17 protein-coding genes are annotated in these 17732 nt (G+C 42.4%); 2 read left to right on the top strand and 15 right to left on the bottom strand.

Annotation, left to right across the window (positions count from 1 at the left end; translation table 11 throughout):
• Positions 1-29 precede the first annotated feature (29 nt).
• From T344_RS0126385 to T344_RS0126335, 9 genes are all read right to left on the bottom strand, one after another.
• Positions 30-1586 carry a putative ABC exporter domain-containing protein gene (locus T344_RS0126385; RefSeq protein WP_027631192.1) on the bottom strand — a complete coding sequence of 519 codons (1557 nt, stop codon included), beginning with the start codon at positions 1584-1586 and terminating at the stop codon, positions 30-32.
• Positions 1574-2287, bottom strand: coding sequence for an ABC transporter ATP-binding protein (locus tag T344_RS0126380; protein ID WP_027631191.1), 714 nt, complete (start codon positions 2285-2287; stop codon positions 1574-1576). Before T344_RS0126380 ends, T344_RS0126385 begins: the two co-directional genes overlap by 13 nt.
• A 340-nt stretch (positions 2288-2627) precedes the next feature.
• The gene (locus T344_RS0126370) at positions 2628-3677 is read right to left on the bottom strand and encodes a type I phosphomannose isomerase catalytic subunit (RefSeq protein ID WP_027631190.1); all 1050 of its coding nucleotides are present in this window, start codon (positions 3675-3677) and stop codon (positions 2628-2630) included.
• 195 nt (positions 3678-3872) lie between these two features.
• On the bottom strand, positions 3873-5171 hold the full coding sequence (locus tag T344_RS0126360) for an ABC transporter permease (protein ID WP_027631188.1): 1299 nt from the start codon (positions 5169-5171) through the stop codon (positions 3873-3875).
• Entirely contained in the window at positions 5168-6064 is an 897-nt protein-coding gene (locus T344_RS0126355) for an ABC transporter ATP-binding protein (protein WP_027631187.1), read from the bottom strand. The genes T344_RS0126360 and T344_RS0126355 overlap by 4 nt, the downstream gene beginning before the upstream one ends.
• Positions 6065-6098: 34 nt before the next feature.
• Positions 6099-6623, bottom strand: coding sequence for a DUF2812 domain-containing protein (locus T344_RS0126350; protein WP_027631186.1), 525 nt, complete (start codon positions 6621-6623; stop codon positions 6099-6101).
• Positions 6616-6948, bottom strand: a complete 333-nt coding sequence (locus tag T344_RS0126345; protein ID WP_027631185.1) for a PadR family transcriptional regulator — start codon at positions 6946-6948, stop codon at positions 6616-6618. Before T344_RS0126345 ends, T344_RS0126350 begins: the two co-directional genes overlap by 8 nt.
• Before the next feature lie 134 nt (positions 6949-7082).
• Complete coding sequence (locus T344_RS0126340; protein ID WP_027631184.1) at positions 7083-9047, bottom strand: bifunctional metallophosphatase/5'-nucleotidase; 1965 nt, start codon at positions 9045-9047, stop codon at positions 7083-7085.
• Between the two features lie 125 nt (positions 9048-9172).
• A complete protein-coding gene (locus tag T344_RS0126335) occupies positions 9173-9832 on the bottom strand; it encodes a ThuA domain-containing protein (protein WP_027631183.1) in 660 nt (219 codons plus the stop codon).
• Between the two features lie 167 nt (positions 9833-9999).
• Here T344_RS0126335 and T344_RS0126330 point away from each other — a divergent pair, with 167 nt between their 5' ends.
• Positions 10000-10770, top strand: coding sequence for a glucose 1-dehydrogenase (locus T344_RS0126330; protein WP_027631182.1), 771 nt, complete (start codon positions 10000-10002; stop codon positions 10768-10770).
• Positions 10771-10774: 4 nt separating this feature from the next.
• On the opposite strand, the gene T344_RS0126325 is transcribed toward T344_RS0126330, so the two are convergent.
• Entirely contained in the window at positions 10775-11653 is an 879-nt protein-coding gene (locus T344_RS0126325) for an AraC family transcriptional regulator (protein WP_027631181.1), read from the bottom strand.
• 183 nt (positions 11654-11836) lie between these two features.
• Between T344_RS0126325 and T344_RS29405 the strand changes: the two genes are divergently transcribed.
• Positions 11837-12763, top strand: a complete 927-nt coding sequence (locus T344_RS29405) for a DMT family transporter (protein WP_084331350.1) — start codon at positions 11837-11839, stop codon at positions 12761-12763.
• Between the two features lie 97 nt (positions 12764-12860).
• Here T344_RS29405 and T344_RS31095 read toward each other — a convergent pair whose 3' ends face one another.
• The 5 genes from T344_RS31095 to T344_RS30130 all read right to left on the bottom strand — a co-directional run bounded on the left by T344_RS31095 (position 12861) and on the right by T344_RS30130 (position 17732).
• The gene (locus T344_RS31095; protein WP_051572314.1) at positions 12861-13541 is read right to left on the bottom strand and encodes a hypothetical protein; all 681 of its coding nucleotides are present in this window, start codon (positions 13539-13541) and stop codon (positions 12861-12863) included.
• 82 nt (positions 13542-13623) lie between these two features.
• Positions 13624-15111 (bottom strand): sensor histidine kinase, encoded by a 1488-nt coding sequence (locus tag T344_RS0126310; protein ID WP_027631180.1) that lies wholly within the window; start codon positions 15109-15111, stop codon positions 13624-13626.
• Positions 15108-15782, bottom strand: a complete 675-nt coding sequence (locus T344_RS0126305; protein ID WP_004623392.1) for a response regulator transcription factor — start codon at positions 15780-15782, stop codon at positions 15108-15110. Before T344_RS0126305 ends, T344_RS0126310 begins: the two co-directional genes overlap by 4 nt.
• A 212-nt stretch (positions 15783-15994) precedes the next feature.
• Entirely contained in the window at positions 15995-16642 is a 648-nt protein-coding gene (locus T344_RS0126300; RefSeq protein ID WP_004623385.1) for a DedA family protein, read from the bottom strand.
• A 331-nt stretch (positions 16643-16973) separates the two neighbouring features.
• A complete protein-coding gene (locus T344_RS30130) occupies positions 16974-17732 on the bottom strand; it encodes a ferritin family protein (RefSeq protein ID WP_051572313.1) in 759 nt (252 codons plus the stop codon).

Below are 17732 nucleotides of genomic sequence, written 5' to 3'. Positions count from 1 at the left end.
TCAGTGAATATTTTAGTATTACAACTATTTTATGACATCAGCTCGCTCTTTTCAAATATACCTCTGCTGAGGAATGCCAGCAGGGCGCTGGACAAAATATTGATGCCCAGCATGCCCAGGGATATGATCAGCAGGTCCGGAACACCCTGGAACAGTATCATGACAACAATCAGTACTGCCAATGCCGGAATACAGGTGGCCATTACGAAGAGTATCCTCATAAATGCCACTACCATGGCACTTGCACCTCCGCCGATGATCCTGTAGGTGAAAACCTCCGCGAAAACAAACAGTATCGAAAAACTTGCAAATATAATTACATAGGCTAAAATTTGTTGTGCACCTATGTTAAACACCAATGCTCCGAGAGCTATGGAGACACTTCCGCTCAATACCGACTTGATCAAACCCGGCAATACTGAAAATACCACCTTTTGAAAAGAGCCGGCCGGAATGAGATATACATATGGCTTTTTGAAATCCCTGTGCCAGGAATCCCCAAGAGACATGGACAGAGCACCGAAACTCACCATCGCAAAAACGAAGCTGAAGTCCAGTCCGAACACTTTTCCTATTATAATATAAAAAATCCCAACGAATACCTGTCTCATATTGGACATAAAGCTGACTTTTTTATTCTCAAGCACCTGTCTTGAAAATATTGCGGCCGCGCCCTCATGATACCGCACATAGGAGGCTTTTTTCCTTAACTTTGCCAGAGAGCGGGCGTCGGCACTTCCATTCGCCTTGTAATCCTCCATCAGCTTCTGAAGGTTGGTTGAATCCTCAAGAGCTTTTTCATAGAAATCCGCTTTGACATTGTACAGGGCTATGCCCAATGCAATGTTTGCCAGTACCAGAAGGGAAGCTGCCGGCAGGAGGCCCGTAAGATAATTTCCTGTAAGCAGTGAATTTATTGCCCATTTTGTCCACCCGAAAAGTGGTACCCAGTTGTACCACCAATGTGTAAAATATTTTTTTCCTGCGGCTGTTATACTGAGGCCGTTAGCAAGCATCTGAACGATAAAGGCTGCCGCAAGAATACCTATAAAGGCAAAGAGAACATATCTTGCCTTCTTTTTACAGCCTGTTTTTTCAGTATCAACAATATATATGTAATAATATGACAGGTAAATACAACCAAACATCAAACTAATTAATAACAGAACAACCAAAAATTTTGGAACTGTCAGCAGCGAGCCCAAAAAATACGGTATGTAGAAGCATATGAAAAAGCCTGTCAGAGCGGCTCCGGGTGCGGTTGATATAATAATGTACGCCAGAACGGTCCTTCTTTCAAAAGGCCCGGTAAACATATAGGTGGCATCGGCCATTGTCAGGATTCCCGTATCCCGCGATAAAAAGCTGTTGTAGAGTATCAGTCCGATCATCAGCACCAGACCCGCCAGTATGGTTTCTGCTCCTGCCCCTGATACCAACGGCCTGTCAATCCTGAAGGCCATCACAAAAGTAAGCCCTATGCCTCCTACGGCAAGTATTGTCAGGACAGTGGACAACACACTGGAGAAAGCACGCTTAAGCTTATTGGCATAAGATTTCCGGAGTAAAAACATCATTGCCCGCATTCTTCAGTTTCTCCTTCCGTAAGTTCAAAGAAAATAGTTTTGAGATCCCTTCCCTCCAGCTCGTCCCTCGAAATATCACGGATAATTTTACCCTTATTCATTATATATGCCCTGTCCCAGACCTCATTAATGGTGTCTATGATGTGGGTGCTGACCAGAATGCTCTTGCCTTCGGATTTCAGTTCCTCAAATATTTTGAGCACCTCGTTGATAGCTTTGGGGTCCAGACCTACCAGAGGCTCATCAAACAGTACGGCTCTGGGATCTATTAAAAGTGCAATTGCAATGCTGAGCTTTTGCGTCATTCCTTTTGACAGCTCCCTCACATACTTGTCCTTTTTGTCGTAAATCTCCAGACGTTTGAATATGGTCTTGATCTTCTGTTCCCAGGTATCGTCCAGCTTGTACGCCTTTGCAATAAACTGTGCATGTTCCCATGGAGTCAGGAAATCATACAGGGCCGGAGTCTCCGGAATGTATCCGAACACTTTCTTTGCTTCCACTGTTTTGTTGGGAAAATCACAAATGGTTATATCCCCTTCAAATTTTAAAAGCCCTGCAATACTCTTGATGGTCGTGGATTTTCCCGCACCGTTCGGCCCCAGCAGAACAGTGACCTCTCCCGGTTTTGCCGTGAGAGATATACTGTCCACCGCCTTGAAATTCTTATAGGTCTTGGTCAAGTTATTAATGGTTATCATAGGTTTCCTCCGCTATTACTAACGTTGTTTACCCTCTATTGACAATGTATAACACGCCTCACGCCGGCTATTTTGCCACTTTTCTTTGTCGTCGTCCTTGCCTTGCGTCAGCAAGGCTGCGTCCATCCTCCTCGAAAATTGCCAAAATATCTCGGCGCGAGGTCGGTGATTTTTGAGTGAGATAATTTGGCTTGCGGCAAGGCAAAGGCGTGCAGTAAGGCTTTGTGCCTTGCAAGCGGCTTCAACGCAGCCGCAGGGCAAATTAACCACTCAAAAACGTATTGTACATTGTCAATAGAGGGTAACATACATTATACTTCATAATGCAGGAAATGTCCCTTTAGCGGCTCAAAACGTAAAATATTTCCTCGTCGGTGCAGCCCGCATTCCTCATCGGCTCCACTATGTCCTTTTTGAAATCGGGTATATAAGTTTTAAGTGAGGTGAATTTACCTTCCAGCCGGTATTCACCTAAAGAAGCCGGTATAAATACCGTTTCCCCCGCCTTGAATTCAACGGTCATACTGTCGGAACTGATTGTTCCGCAGCCTTCGAGGCATATGAAGATATAGAATTTACTGCCGTCGGTCTTTTCGGCAATACTGCCCTCCGACTGGTATCTCTCACAGGCAAAGAAGCGGTTTGCCAGGAATATGGTTTTTGTACAGCTCTCATTTATTTTAAGCTTTATGCCGTTTGTTTTCACATTCCTGCTGCCGGCGCCGAAGTTTGTGACATCCAGAGCCTTGTCCAGATGCAGAGGGCGCCCCACTCCGCTGCTGTCCACCCTGTTGTAGTCAAATACCCTGTAGGTGGTATCCGAAGTCTGCTGTATTTCGGCTATCACTATACCGGCGCCAATGGCATGCAGCAGACCGGCCGGAATATTTATCACATCCCCGGGCTGTACCTCAACCTCCAGCAGACATTCCTCAATGCGGTTATCACTTATGGCCCGGGCAAACACCTCCCTGGTCACGCCGGGTTTCAAACCTGCAACCAGCTTGGCGCCGGGCTTTGCATCCATTATGTACCACATCTCGTTTTTGCCCAGGCCGCCCTCATATACCGCAGCGTAATTGTCATCAGGATGCACCTGGACAGACAGTTTGTCATTTGCATCAATAAATTTTATCAACAGGGGTATTTCCTGACAATCGGCAGGAAATCTGGTTCCAAGAATGTTCCCGGGATCTGCGTTTACTATGTCGGGCAGGGATTTCCCCGCAAGTTCCCCGTTTGAAACAATGCTTACACCGTTTTTATGGCAGGACAGTTCCCAGCTTTCTGCAAGAATACCCTCCGGCAGTTCACGGTCAAACTTTTCAAAATAGCGTCCTCCCCAGATGTAAGCCTTATATACGGGTTGAAATTTAATCGGATAGTACATTTTTATAAACCTCCTGGTTATTTTAAAAAATTTTCAAAAGAGTGCTTCATTTTTTCCGGCATATATCTGCTGAAGTTAAAAGGATAATAATAAATGATTGGTGCCGGGTTATTGTCAACTACAATGATATTCCATACAAGTACTTCTAGCAATATACCAAATAAACAAATAAACAGTCCCATTGCATTTTGAGGTTTATTGATTTGTTTTCTCAGTCCTTGACATTTCAAAGAGCCTGCCTAATTTCAGTCTGTCACCGTAGTGCAGGACAGCAAAGGCGTATAACCTGATTGAAAGAGTACCGATCAAAAATATGGACGCAATGAGGATCAGCAGCGAAAGTCCGATTTGCCACAGCGGTATATTTGACGTCATCAGCCTTGCAGGAACCGAAAAAGGTGATGTGAACGGTACCAGGGTAATCACCCTCGACATGGTGGTTTCATGTGCTGCAAAGTTGCTGGCAGGTATGGCAAAAGTGCTGTATGACAGGTAAAATGAAATTACCGACAAAAACGACATGGGCATCATGGCAGACTGTACATCTTCGGCCTTGCTGACCGTTGCTCCAACTACGGCATTCATCAATGCATACAAGGTATACCCCAGTATAAAGTAAATAATGATCAACAATACCGAAAGCGGTGTGAAACTGGAAAACTCCAAAGGCATTCCTTCAATGGTCAGTTTCTGCGGGAACACAAGAATATAGGTAACAATTCCGACGGCCATCAGAATGGCAAGCTGCGTCAAGCCCAGCAATCCCATTCCGGCAGTTTTTCCAAGTATTATTCTGGACGGCTTTATTGAAGTTACCAGCAGTTCCATTACCCGAGATGTTTTTTCAGAGGCTACCGACATTGATACACCGTAGCCGTAGAAATAAATTGCAAAGAACAGGATCATTCCGATAACTATACCCAGGATATATGCTCCCAGCATACTTTTTCCGAGGGCATTGACATTTACGTTCAAGTCGCCCAGTGCTTTGGTAATTGTTTCAGCTGGGACGTTTTCGGCCTGAAGCAGCTTTGTAGAGTAGATATCTCCCAATATCCTTCTGACCGCATTGATATCCGGTCCCCCGGAGTATTGCTGCGTATAATAATCAATCCTGGGTTTATCATTTTCATTCTCAATAATCAGCAGATAATTTTTTCCGTCTTTTTCAATTTCCGACTTGACACTGTCAACCCTGTCTTCAGTCAGCAGTTTAACGTCATATTCCCCGAACTGTTCCTGAAACACATTGAGCTTATCTGAATAATTTCCGCTTTTGTCCAAAATATATAAAATGCTTTTTGGTTCATTTGAGGCCGCAGCGCCCGGAGCAGCCGCATTATTGCCGTCCGAAGCCTTGATATTTGCTACAACTGCGGGAATCACCATACCGGCAATTATGATCACAAGTATGATAACAGTTGAAACTATGAATGATTTCTTCCTTATGTTTTCTTTAAATGTGTATTTAAAAACTTCTAAAAAATCTCTCATTTTGCTTCTCCCATCTTTTCAATGAATATTTCATGCAAGGAGGGCTCCCTTATTTCGAACTTATCCAGTAAAAGCCTCCTGCTCAATATCTTTTCAAGCAGTTTATATGCCTGTTCCTCGTCACTGATCTTGAATTCATAGCCTGAGGCATTCTGCCTGTAGCTGATGATATTTTCTTCTGCCGCCAGTTCTGCAATATTACCTTCACAATTGATAATAAGATTGTTTCTCCCGTAACTGTGCTTGATTTCCTTGAGGTTTCCCTTCAATACGGTATTCCCGTTTTTCAAGAGCACTATATCCTTGCAGAACTCTTCCACTGTGGCCATCTGGTGGCTGGACATGATAATAATTTTATTTTTATTGGTAAGTTCATAAATTACGCCTTTAAAGAGATCGGTGTTGACAGGATCAAGACCGCTGAAGGGTTCGTCCATGAATATCAGCTCGGGATCATGGATTACGGAGGCTATAAACTGAATTTTTTGCTGGTTTCCCTTTGAGAGCTTTTCGGCCGGCATATTTATATACTGGGCAGCCTCCAGTCTCTCCAGCCAGTACTCAATATCCTTTTTGGCCTTCTGAGAGCTCACCCCTCTAAGCCTTGCAAAATACATCAGCTGCTCTGAAACTTTAACCTTGGGATAGAGGCCCCTTTCCTCAGGAAGATAGCCAAAGCTTTTTATCTGCTCTGTGACAGGCTTGTTATCCCATTTAATGACTCCGCTGTCCTTCTTTACAATATTCAAAATCATTCTGATAGTGGTTGTCTTGCCCGCCCCATTGGTGCCCAGCAGTCCGAAAACTCCCGGTTCCCTGGCCTCAAAACTGATATTGTCGACTACCTGCTTCTCTCCGAATTTTTTGGACACATTTTCAACCGTTAAACTCAATTAATTCACCTCTTAAAAATTATTTTTTTATATCTTAACGCTTTTTATCCGTAAATTTTTTTATCTGTAAAGCAAGATTGGTGATAATGAAAACAAACAAGGATATGGCTACCGCTCCAAAAATGCTTGTATAAGCTATCCACTCTATAACCGGCTCCTTCCAGGTGCTATATACCAGGCTGCCCAGGGACACTAATTCAAATACCAACAGTATCAATGCTATAAGCAGCAGCAGCTTGTCTCTTGCTATGAGTGCCTCAAAATCAGTGTATAAATCCGGGCGGTCCTGTTGATAATCCTTTCTTAATATATACCAGCCCATGCCTATCTGATAAAGCTTCCAGCCATCGTCATTTATTATGCTCAGATAATCGGGTGTAAGCTTTGTCTGGTAGTCTATACAGTATCTTGCTTTAGAGGGTTGGCACTTCTCAAAATAAAAAATCATACCCTTAAGATGTGTTTCAACAAGTCTGAGGCCGTTGGCCTCCATCTTTTCCAACCAGTTTTCAATCTCCTCATAATTCCATGCCCACCATATTTTACATATCCTAATCATTACTGTTTCCCCCTATAATGCAATGCCCGTTTCTGGCCAGCTCGTCAATCCTGGCCAATTCCTGCTCCAGAAGCCACACACCGTCTTCGGTAAGCCGGTACAGCTTTCTTCGGTCCTCTTCTCCGGCGGTTTCAATCAATCCGTCCTTTTCAAATTTGGTGAGGGTGCCGTATATTGTACCTGCCCCGAGGCCTATTCTGTCACGGGTTATTTCCTTGACATACAGAATAATGCCGTACCCGTGCCTGGGCTCTTTCAATGAAAGCAGTATATAATATGCCGACTCTGTCATTGGCATATAAGTTTTTCTCAGTTGCTCCCGCATATTCCATCTCCTCTGACAGAATTAAATGTTATTTTAAAAATATTTTTAACACTATATCACAGCTCAATATATCGAGCTGTGATATAGCATGAATAGAGTATATCATGTCGTGATATATCACGTCAAGATATACTCTATAATATAAAAGGAAATTTTCTTTTTTTATTCCGCAGATACCGCCTCAGCCGCAAAAGCAAATAAATTGCCGCACCGGTAATTATAACGGCTGCCAATAAGATCATATATATCTTTACAGCAACCCTGCCGGGATTTTTCAATATAGCCCCCAGGCCGGTATCGTTATCTATTACTTTCCTTCCATGAGGCTGTCTGTAATAGACGGGTACCTGACTGATTCCGTTTACCGTGGGAAAACTTTTAAGGTATTGGGCTATGGCAAGCCATTCCTTGACCTCATTTTTACCTGGATTGGAGGTATCGTAAATTATATGTTCCTCAAAATCCGATATGGGATTGCCCTTCCTATCCTTTGGAACAAGGGACAGTAAACCAAAAGATTTCTCTCCCACTATGGAGAGCATCTGTGCATTATACAAACCTGTCACAAGCCTGTACAGCTTCTTTTCCTGCAGCTTTTCAGGCGTTCCGTCAGGTCTTGTCAAATGCGCCTCTGTCACCCTGTTAAATATCATCCTGTTTGGATTGACGGTATAGACAAGGCCGGACATATATAGCTGGGCACTGCTCATCAGCGGGGATACCGATGCATCCACTTCACACAGCTCCATAAGCTCCCTTCCGGTGAGGTAAACCGAAATGAGAGGATAGCCCGCAACACCGTCGGGACCTGTTCCCAGCGAGCTGGCTGTAAAAGCGTCACCCACCGAGATTTCACCCCTGACAAAAGACCCTCTCATGGTTCCTGCAGCAACGATAGAAACATCCACCGGTTCATAATCAGCCCCTTCAGCTTTTTTGACAGAATACATGTAGCCGTCGGCAATCAGACTGCCAAGGGGTTCTTCCTTAAATTCAGCCCCTATTTTTTCAGTGGGAATAAAGCTGAAGGGAGCTTCTGCCAAAACCTCATCAAACTTTAAAGCAAATTTGTCCAGATACTCTTTCTGGACAGCCGACTTGTAATTTTCAATAGCTTCAAATATGCCCGCATCCAACTCGATATCTTCCGAAACAGGCCTGAGACTGTACTTTTCAAGCTCCCAGCGGTGGTCGGTTCCCTGCCTCAGATCAATTATACCAAGATAATTACCGTATTCCCCGCAGGAGCCGATGATGGTTTTTCCTGCTATTATAGGCCTTTCCAGCCTGGTATGGGTGTGCCCGCTGATTATGACATCTATTTCGGGCACTTTTTCCGCCAGCAGCAAATCTTCCGATTCGGACCGCACTTTTGAGGTTCCGGAGTGGGACAGGCATATTATTATATCAACCTTCTCCCGGTCCTTCAGTTTACCTGCGGTCAGTTTTGCACTTTTCACAATATCCCTGAATTCAACTCCGGTCATGGGAGCACTGTCGGCCGCATCCTTTCCCATTAAGCCAAAAACACCTATTCTCAGACCGCTGCGTTCCAGAACGGTATATTCTTTTATTCCGAAAGCTGTCATGGAGTTTTTCAATTCCGACAGCTCTCCGGTAATTTTCTCTCTGTCCGGAAAATATAAATTCGATGCTACAATTTCTGGCAGTTTTTCACCGCTGATTTTAGCAGCATATAAATGTCTCGCAAGGCCGGTATCCCTGAAATCAAATTCATGATTCCCAAACGTCGTCACGTCATAACCCATCCGTCCCAGTATACCAAGCTCGGGTGCAGCACCGGAAAACAGGGTTTGGAAAAGGGATCCCATGGAATAGTCTCCCCCATCCACCAAAACAGAACCCGGATAATTTTTTCTTTCCTGATCAATTGCCGTCTTCAGTCTGGCATATCCTCCGGAGCTCACAAGCCGGCCATCCTTTTCCGCTTTGTTCGGAAGAAGGTGGTCGTGCATATCATGGGTAAAAAGTATCCTGATTGTTTTGTTTTCATGGGCTGCTGCTGTCCTTGCAGTCATGCATACTGCTGAAACAGTTGTTAAAACAGCCAGAAGGCAGATAAATTTACCGAACTTCATATACCCTCCAAAATCAAAAATCATCTTATATAAGGCCTAATACAGCTGCTAATTAATAATATAACTGCAAATTGAAAGTTACCAATTGCTGTTTTCAGGCACATTTTCCCGTTAATTTGCAGGCATTATAATTTCAGGCACCAGGTTACGCATTGGCCCAGAAGATCCAGCATGACCTCATTTGTCATCCCTTCGGCCCTGTGAGTGGGCGTCAGGCAGCAGACTCTCCCGTTGCCGTATTCATGAGCCCAACCGGCTTCAACCTTCCCTTCTGTGGACTCGGAAGTGAGAAAAACACTGTTTTCAACCGGGATGGCTTTGATCATATAGTGTTCGTCCAGCACTTCAAAAGCCTCTTTAGGCATTATACCAGTATTACTGCCCACTCCCGTATATTTTACCTGTCTCTCACTGGGATGGTATTCAAAATATCCGCGAAGCATTTCAGTGAACTGTTCATGGCTCTCATAGCTTACCAGACCCGAATGCCAGGCCAGCAAACTGCCTCCGTCCTTTACATACCGTGTTATCTGCTGCTCCAGTTGGGAGGTCATCCAGTTATAAACAACCTCATCGGTAGGATTAACTCTGTTCTCCTTATATAGTACAACCAGATCATACTTTTGTTTAAGTATTTCTCCGAGATTTTCCACAGATGAATCAATCAGTTCAATATCTGCACCGGCCTTTTGCTGCAAGTCAGCCACTGCTTTTTCCATTGCGGTATATGCCAGGTCATGACTGTGATAAAAGTCACCGAGTATGGTCAGAATTTTCTTCTTCATGATAATCTCCCTCCGTTCTTAAAGCATACAATTACAAGCACAAATAAATTAATATTGATACAATGTTATTTTATGAGTAATATTATGTCAAGAACATGTTGGAATTTATTTCAAACACACCCCCGCAACCATTGGATTAAAAATTTTTAACCGGAAGGATTTTCAAAATGGATGAATTCAAGAACAAAACAGTGATAGTAACAGGAGGAGGTCAGGGAATCGGCCGTGCTGTCTCAAGGGCATTTGCGTCGGAGGGAGCCAGGGTGGTAATAGCCGATATTGACATGGAAGCCGGTCTGGAAAATGAAAAATTCATTATAAGCTCAGGCCTTGAGGCCGCATATATCAAAACCGATGTTTCGGATGCGGCTTCGGTCAGAGCCATGGTAGATGAAGCCGCAAGGAAATACGATACGGTTCACATCCTTGTTAACAATGCTGCCGTTTCGGGCTTCGGCAATATTTTTGAAACCCCTGTGGAGGAATGGGATAAAGCTATCTCTGTCAATCTGTCGGGTATGTATTACTGCGCCAAGTTCTGCGCACCCCATATGCGGGACATGAATTACGGAAACATCATAAATATGGCCTCCACCAGGGCTTTCATGTCAGAACCCGATACCGAACCCTACTCAGTTTCCAAGGGCGGTATTTTTGCCCTGACACACGCGTTGGCCATATCACTGGGTCAATACGGCATAAGAGTCAACTCCGTCAGCCCTGGCTGGATAGATGTTTCCTCCTGGAAAAAGAGTTCGGCGGCAAAGCAGGAAGTACTGTCCCAACGGGACCACAAGCAGCATCCTGCCGGAAGAGTGGGCATTCCGGAAGATATAGCACAGGCATGCCTGTTTCTGGCTTCAGATAAATCCGGCTTCATTACCGGAGAGAATTTAACGGTTGACGGCGGTATGACCAAAAAGATGATATATGAATAAGCTTTTACCCCTCCACCTGGTAAACATTATCTTTTGACAGTATTGCGGCTTTGTAATACCTTTTCGGAGCGGCACCATACATTTTCGAAAAGGCTCTTACAAAGCTGGAATAGTCATTGAAGCCGCACCTGCTTGCGGCCTCCGAAGGAGCCATGCCCGTTTTTATGTACTCGGCGCTCTTTTGCATTCTCTTGTTATTTACATAACTATGTATTGAATAGCCTGTATTGTCCTTGAACTTGTGCATCAGATAATATTTATTTATGTAAAACATTCCTGCAAGTGTGGCTATGCTTAAATCTCCGTCAAGGTTGGCATTAATATGCCGGATGACTTTCTGTATCTGCTCGTCATACTCCACTTCTATACTCTCATCCTGTTTTTCGGGCTTTAACTGAAGCCGGTTGACATATACCATAAACTGTACAAACAGTGCATTCCCCAATATGACAGAGCCGAATTGCCGGTTTTTTATTTCACTTTCAATTCTGGAAAGAATGGCCTTTACGGATTTCAGGGAGTTCTCTCCCAGTCTGACCAGATGCTTGTTCTCCCTTGCTATATTAAAACAGGTCAGCAGGTCGTTTTCCGCATTGCCGTGCTCCTCCAGGAAAGTATTGTTGATCCATATGACTATTCTCTCATACTCCTGATCAGGCGCTATAATTGGCTTATGAACTTGATTCCCCGGCACAAACAGGACATCCCAGGGTTTTAGCCGGTAAGACTTCCCTTCGATGTTATAGATCACATTACCGTCAATAAAAATTATTATCTTGTTGAAATCGTGATAATGATGCTCAAACTGAATGTTCTTCTTATCCCGTAAATGAAAGAACTTGAAATCATTATGCAGGTATCCTCTCTTAACGCCTTGTTCCATACCGACCTCCCGGTTCTGTATTTTTATTATCCATTCTTATTATCCATTTTAATTCTATTATATGTCTGCGAAAAAATAAATGATAAAATAGCAGCTTTCGCAAATTTTTAAACATAAAATGCAATAAACTTTGCAAAAGCTTGGAATATAATATTTATGTAAATAACTTATATGGAGGCAGCAATGAAAATCATCACCGGAAACAACGCTCAGTTCTTTTTACTACTAAATGCTATTTTTTGGGGCTCATCCTACATATGGCAAAAAATGCTGTTGAGCTTTCTGCCATCATTTACAATACTGTTTATCTGCGCGGCCCTGAGTCTGGCTGCAACCTTTCTGATATTCAGAAAGCGGCTCAACAGCTTCAGCAAAAAAGTCATTGTCATAAGTACCCTGATCAGTCTGGTTTCAGTAGTCAGCAACACTTTCTGCATGCTGGCCCTGAAAAGGACCTCAGGTTCAAATACCGCTTTCATAGTACAGCTTTCAATCGTAATAACCCCCGTAATCATGGCTGTACTGGAGAAAAAATCCCCCTCTGCAAAAACTGTTTTGCTTGCTCTTTCGGCAATGCTGGGAATATATCTCATCACCTGTGCCGGAAAAGGGCTGAACATCAATGCCGGAGATGTTTTCGCACTGTGCAACGCCATATTTTTCTCACTGTTTATTGCTCTGCAGAATAAATTTTCACAGGTGGTAAATCCAATACAGTTTACTTTCATACAGCACTCTACCAATCTCGTTATGTTTTTTGTACTGGCTCTTGTATTTGAGTCGGGCGGTATAACGTTCACCAATATGCTCAGTCCGTTGTTCTTCCTGCTGATCGGCCTGAATGCCATGGTTACCGTATTCACTTCGCTGTTTCAGAGTTCCGCAATCAAATATGTCAGACCTGAAAGCGCAACCATACTATATGCTTTTGAGCCCGTAACCACCGCACTGCTGGGTGCAGTCATACTCGGTGAACACTTTACCGGAATAGCTTCAGTAATCGGCTGTGTAGTAATACTTTTAACTGTAATAATTTCGGCTTTGAGACTGCCGGGCTTCAATCCCGGGAAGAAGTTCAAACTACGGCCATCCTCCAATTCAAGGATATAGGTCCGGCAGCATGGCATCCCCCTTTATGCGGTAAAAGACACGCACGTCGGATTAATTTCGGACATACGTGTCTTTTATCATTACAGGCTTTTGATTTCTAATCCCTATGTTTTTTTATTTTGTGCATGAATTTTGGAGGCTCTTTGCCATCCCAGCTTTCAAGCTGCTTGTTAAAATCGGCCTGTATTTTTTCTCCCTCTTCCTTTGTAATTCTTCCATCCTTAATTTGCTTTTCCAAATGAGAGCTGAAATTTTTTGAGAGATGCTCTTTCTTTTGAGGCAGGGTCAGACTGTTGAATTCCTTGACCTTGACAATACGTTCATCGATTTTCTTTGTCAATTCCTCAGCCTTTTCCTTGGTTATCCTGCCTTCCTTTAAATCCTTCTGTATACTTTCCTTTCTCTCTTCAAGCCTTTTTAATGGGTCCTTGCTACATTTCCCGCATTTACCCTTTTTCAATATGCCGCCCTTGTTTTCAATATTGCTTTTTTCCTTATTGTTGTTTTCAACATTACTCTTTCCGGTATTGTTGTTTTCAACATTGCCTTTCTCAGTATTGTTGTTTTCAATATTGCTTTTCTCAGTATTATTGTTTTCAACATTACCCTTTTCAGTATTATTGTTTTCAACATTACCCTTTTCAGTATTGTTGTTATCAATATTACTCTTTTCAATATTGCTGTTTGGCCCGGCGCCGGCTTCCGGCATTGCAAAAACACCGAAAGACATTATTGAAATGATAAAAGCGATAGTAACAAGGATTTGAAGCTTCTTCAATACTATCACCTCCTTTCAACAATATCTTTCTCATCTATTGTGTAAATATTGTGTACATTTTGTAAATTCCGTCTGCCAATTTTTACCCTTTTACTAAATCGCATTCAAACCAGAAAAGAACGCCATCGGTTTTATTTTCCACACCATAGCTGTTATCATGGGCTTTCTGAATGGCTTTTACGATGGAAAGACCAAGTCCTGTTCCTCCATATGCCCGTGTTCTTGCCTTATCCACCTTATAAAAGCTCAGCCAGATACTTTCCAGTGCTTCTTCGGGTATATTCGCACCGGAATTGAATACTTCCACCCGAACCTTGTCTTCCAATACCCTGGCATATATATTGATAATCTTTTTTTCGTCCAGATGATTCAGCCCGTTGCTTAGGTAGTTCATAAGCACCTGTTCCATCAGATAGTAGTCGGCATTTATCCTTATGTCTCCATTGCCGTTGTCATCAAAGGTCACACTGGCTCCCTTTTCGGCAAAAAGCAGGGAATTTTTCTTCAAGGTATTCCTGATAAGGTCATTTACACGGAATTCCTCCCTGTCGGGCTCAATGCGGTTAAACTCCAGCTCGGAAAGTGCCAGGAGCTTTCTCACCATATTGTTCATTTTATTGGCTTCATCAATAATTACTTCGCAGTAATAGTTTTTGTTTTCCTCATCATCGTTGACATTGAGCTTTAGCCCTTCGGCATAACCCTGGACCAGGGCTATGGGAGTTTTAAGTTCATGTGAGACGTTGCTGATAAAATCCTTTCTCATTTCATCAATTTGTCTTTCCTTCTCAATGTCCTGCATCAGCTTGTAATTCGCCGCCTTCAGCTCTCCAATCGAACGTTCCAGCTGATTTGAAAGTGAGTTTATGCTATCTCCCAGTGTTCCGATCTCATCATTTCTCTTTTCGTCATACTTTTCTTCAAAATCCAGAACAGCCATCTTTTTTGCAATCCCGTTGAGCTTGATGATTGGTTTTGTCAGTCTCAGAGATAAAAAGTATATGATTATACCTCCGAATATAACCATGAAAACACCTGTGAAAATATAGAATCTAACTGCTATTTTGGCGCTTTCCTGTATTGCGGCCACCGGTGACCCCAGATAAACGAACACATCATCATCAATTTTGCCGTACAGCGATACGAAACTGGATTCCATTCTCATGTCAAAACGTTTTTCTATAAGCGGCTTGTCCGGGGCTACCTTTGAAAACTTATCTCTCAGATTTCTCCAATCGGGAGCCGGCTCCCTGGGCTCGACTCTGAATTTCCTGGCACCGGCACTCAAAACTCTCTGTCTGGACTGATAAATTATATTGAAATCCTTATCGAAAAAAATGATCCCAATACCTCTAAGACTTTCAATCTTTTCCAGATCAAACATTACATTGTCGGGATCGTGGTTATATACATCACGAATTGAGTCGAAAGTCTGAAGCATGGCATCCTCTTTTTTACTGTAATAGTATTTTTCGAGCAATGTACTGCTTAATATCAACGAAAGTACGACGAAGAATACTATCATTCCAAAAAAAGTTGAAAATAACTGGGTTTTTAATGATATTTTCATTTTTCTACCTCAAATTTATATCCCAGGCCTCTGATAGTCTGTATGTAATCTCCTTTTTTTCCCAGCTTAAGTCTCAGCTTCTTTATATGTGTATCCACTGTTCTGGCGTCCCCGAAATATTCATAATCCCAGACAGAATTAAGTATTTTGTCCCTTGACAGAGCTATCCCCACATTGTCACAAAGATATACCAGCAATTCGAATTCCTTTGGTGTCAGTTCTATTTCTTCCCCGTCTGCAAATACAGTATGAGCAGTTTGGTCTATTTCAAGTCCATTGTAAGTCTTTTTTTCGTTTACCGTCACATTATATCTTTTAAGCACCGCCTGTACCCTTGCTATCAGTATCATCGGACTGAAGGGTTTTGTTATGTATTCATCGGCTCCCAGTCCAAATCCGAACAGTTCATCCGCTTCGGTGCTTTTGGCTGTCAGCATGATAACTGGAAGCTTGGAGTGCCGGCGAATATGTCTGAGAGTTTCCCACCCGTCCACCACCGGCATCATAACATCCAATATTACCAAAGCCAGAGTATCACCTGCCGTATTAAATATTTCAATAGCCTGCTGTCCGTTTTCTGCTTCTACAACACTATATCCCTGCCTTTTCAGAAAGTCCGAAACCAATCTCCTCATTCTTTCTTCATCGTCAGCAAGTAATATTTTTATCATAAAGCAGCCTCCTCCCGGATTAGATTGATTTATTATCAAATGATTACATATAAAATTATAATAATCATTTGTGAACATTAAGTGAACATTCAAAAATCAATTCCAATTGCATGATTTGTACGATAAAAAACGGCCTGGAGAGTGACAACTCCAAAGGCCGGTGATAATTTAAACTCTAAAACTCTGAATAAATTATTACAGCTATTGCCGGATTACTTGGCAGGTGAAGACTTCCTTTCCCTTAAGAAGGTAATTACCCCCGGCAACAGAGATATGAATATGATAGCCAGAATTACAACACTGAAATTATTCTCAACAAAAGGAATTTTGCCAAAGAAAAATCCTGCAAAAGAAAATAGCGCAACCCATGAAATACCGCCTATAACATTATAGCTTAAAAATTTTGAATAATTCATAGAACCCATTCCCGCCACAAAAGGTGCAAAGGTTCTGATGATGGGTATAAACCTTGCAATTATTATGGTCTTGCCCCCATATTTTTCATAGAAATTTTGCGTCTTTATCAAATATTCTTTTTTAAGGAATCTGGCATTATCTTTACTGAATAATTTAAGACCAAAAAATTTGCCTATATGATAGTTGCAGGTATCTCCCAGAACCGCTGCTACCATCAGGACCGCGATTATTGCCGGGAAGTTCAGTTCTCCGCTTTTGGCCAGATTTCCAATCACAAATATCATTGAATCACCGGGAAGGAACGGAGTAAAAACCAGGCCTGTCTCACAAAAAATAACTAAAAACAGAAAAAGGTATGTCCACATTCCAAAGTCTCTTGCCACTTGGGTCAGATGTACATCCAAATGCACTACAAAGTCGATAAATTGAAATATTAAGTTCATAATCAGCCTCTTTTATTATATTTATGCATTCATATGCAATTATTTGAATACCAATAAAACTTACCAATGCCTTATTCTATTAGGTAATCTTTTCATATATACATACAATTTAACCTAAAAGTCTGATTATGTACACCCTTTCATTATAAATTTAAGATTTATTAATAATTGCAGACTTATTTCCCGTAGCAAGAACATAGAAATTTTTTTACATTTTGCCTTGCATTACGAGGCCGTTATCCGGCAATGGAAAGCCATTCTGTTTCAGAGAACTTCGCGGCAATTCACTGCTGGATACCGGCCGGGAACACAATGATTCAAGTCATCGGCATCAATACTTGCAATCATTATTGTGAATCAACAGATTGTATAGATTTGCATGTCTTATTTCATCAGTTATAATTTCGGTCAATATATCTATATGACTTCTTTCCTTCATGGCAAAAAGAATTCTGCGGTATTTTCTCACGGCGTTCAGCTCACCCATCAGTGCCTTTATAAGCCCTTCACAATAGCTGGCCGGTCTTTCAAATTGAACATTCTGCTTGGGTCCGATAACCTTTCCGGTATGCTCATAATATAGCTGTCTGAATAGTCTTGCATGCTTTATCTCATCGTCCCGGATACCTTTGATTATTTCCTTGTCTTTTCTTGACGCCGCATTGTTTATTAAAAAATCATAAAACATCCGGTCTTCTGTTTCACCTTCAACCGCATCTTTAATAAGACTCAGCGCTTCAACCAAACTGACCTGGATATCTGCGGTATCTGACAATTCATTACCTTTCAGGGACTGTCCCATCAAATTGCTGTTTTCCATTTGCTGGCCCATCACATTGGCATTCTCCATATGCTGACCCATCACATTGGCATTCCCCATATGCTGACCCATCGTATTATTCATATTCTGATTCATCATATTGGACTTCTGCTGTCCCGACTTTATCCCCTTCATCGATACTGCAAACATGGAATTATCCTTTGGAGCAGGTACTGTAGGCAAGGTCATCTTGGGCATCGGTTCCATCTGCCCCTTCTTGTTTGACATTGCCTGCTGGTTGGGCTTTTGCTGGGTTACAGGTGATGTCAT

The organism is Ruminiclostridium cellobioparum DSM 1351 = ATCC 15832 (genome assembly GCF_000621505.1).
In the GTDB taxonomy this organism is placed as follows: domain Bacteria; phylum Bacillota; class Clostridia; order Acetivibrionales; family DSM-1351; genus Ruminiclostridium; species Ruminiclostridium cellobioparum.
The sequence above is the reverse complement of the archived record's forward strand: the minus strand, read 5'-3'. Positions and strand labels throughout refer to the sequence as shown.

Excerpts from the sequence above, each read along its gene's own strand:
- T344_RS0126310 (WP_027631180.1), bottom strand. The coding sequence starts at position 15,111 with ATGAAAATATCATTAAAAACCCAGTTATTTTCAACTTTTTTTGGAATG.
- T344_RS0126300 (WP_004623385.1), bottom strand. The coding sequence starts at position 16,642 with ATGAACTTAATATTTCAATTTATCGACTTTGTAGTGCATTTGGATGTA.
- T344_RS0126350 (WP_027631186.1), bottom strand. The coding sequence starts at position 6,623 with ATGATTAGGATATGTAAAATATGGTGGGCATGGAATTATGAGGAGATT.
- T344_RS0126330 (WP_027631182.1), top strand. The coding sequence starts at position 10,000 with ATGGATGAATTCAAGAACAAAACAGTGATAGTAACAGGAGGAGGTCAG.
- T344_RS0126340 (WP_027631184.1), bottom strand. The coding sequence starts at position 9,047 with ATGAAGTTCGGTAAATTTATCTGCCTTCTGGCTGTTTTAACAACTGTT.
- T344_RS0126370 (WP_027631190.1), bottom strand. The coding sequence starts at position 3,677 with ATGTACTATCCGATTAAATTTCAACCCGTATATAAGGCTTACATCTGG.
- T344_RS0126335 (WP_027631183.1), bottom strand. The coding sequence starts at position 9,832 with ATGAAGAAGAAAATTCTGACCATACTCGGTGACTTTTATCACAGTCAT.
- T344_RS0126305 (WP_004623392.1), bottom strand. The coding sequence starts at position 15,782 with ATGATAAAAATATTACTTGCTGACGATGAAGAAAGAATGAGGAGATTG.
- T344_RS0126385 (WP_027631192.1), bottom strand. The coding sequence starts at position 1,586 with ATGCGGGCAATGATGTTTTTACTCCGGAAATCTTATGCCAATAAGCTT.
- T344_RS30130 (WP_051572313.1), bottom strand. The coding sequence starts at position 17,732 with ATGACATCACCTGTAACCCAGCAAAAGCCCAACCAGCAGGCAATGTCA.
- T344_RS0126360 (WP_027631188.1), bottom strand. The coding sequence starts at position 5,171 with ATGAGAGATTTTTTAGAAGTTTTTAAATACACATTTAAAGAAAACATA.
- T344_RS0126380 (WP_027631191.1), bottom strand. The coding sequence starts at position 2,287 with ATGATAACCATTAATAACTTGACCAAGACCTATAAGAATTTCAAGGCG.
- T344_RS0126345 (WP_027631185.1), bottom strand. The coding sequence starts at position 6,948 with ATGCGGGAGCAACTGAGAAAAACTTATATGCCAATGACAGAGTCGGCA.
- T344_RS29405 (WP_084331350.1), top strand. The coding sequence starts at position 11,837 with ATGAAAATCATCACCGGAAACAACGCTCAGTTCTTTTTACTACTAAAT.
- T344_RS0126325 (WP_027631181.1), bottom strand. The coding sequence starts at position 11,653 with ATGGAACAAGGCGTTAAGAGAGGATACCTGCATAATGATTTCAAGTTC.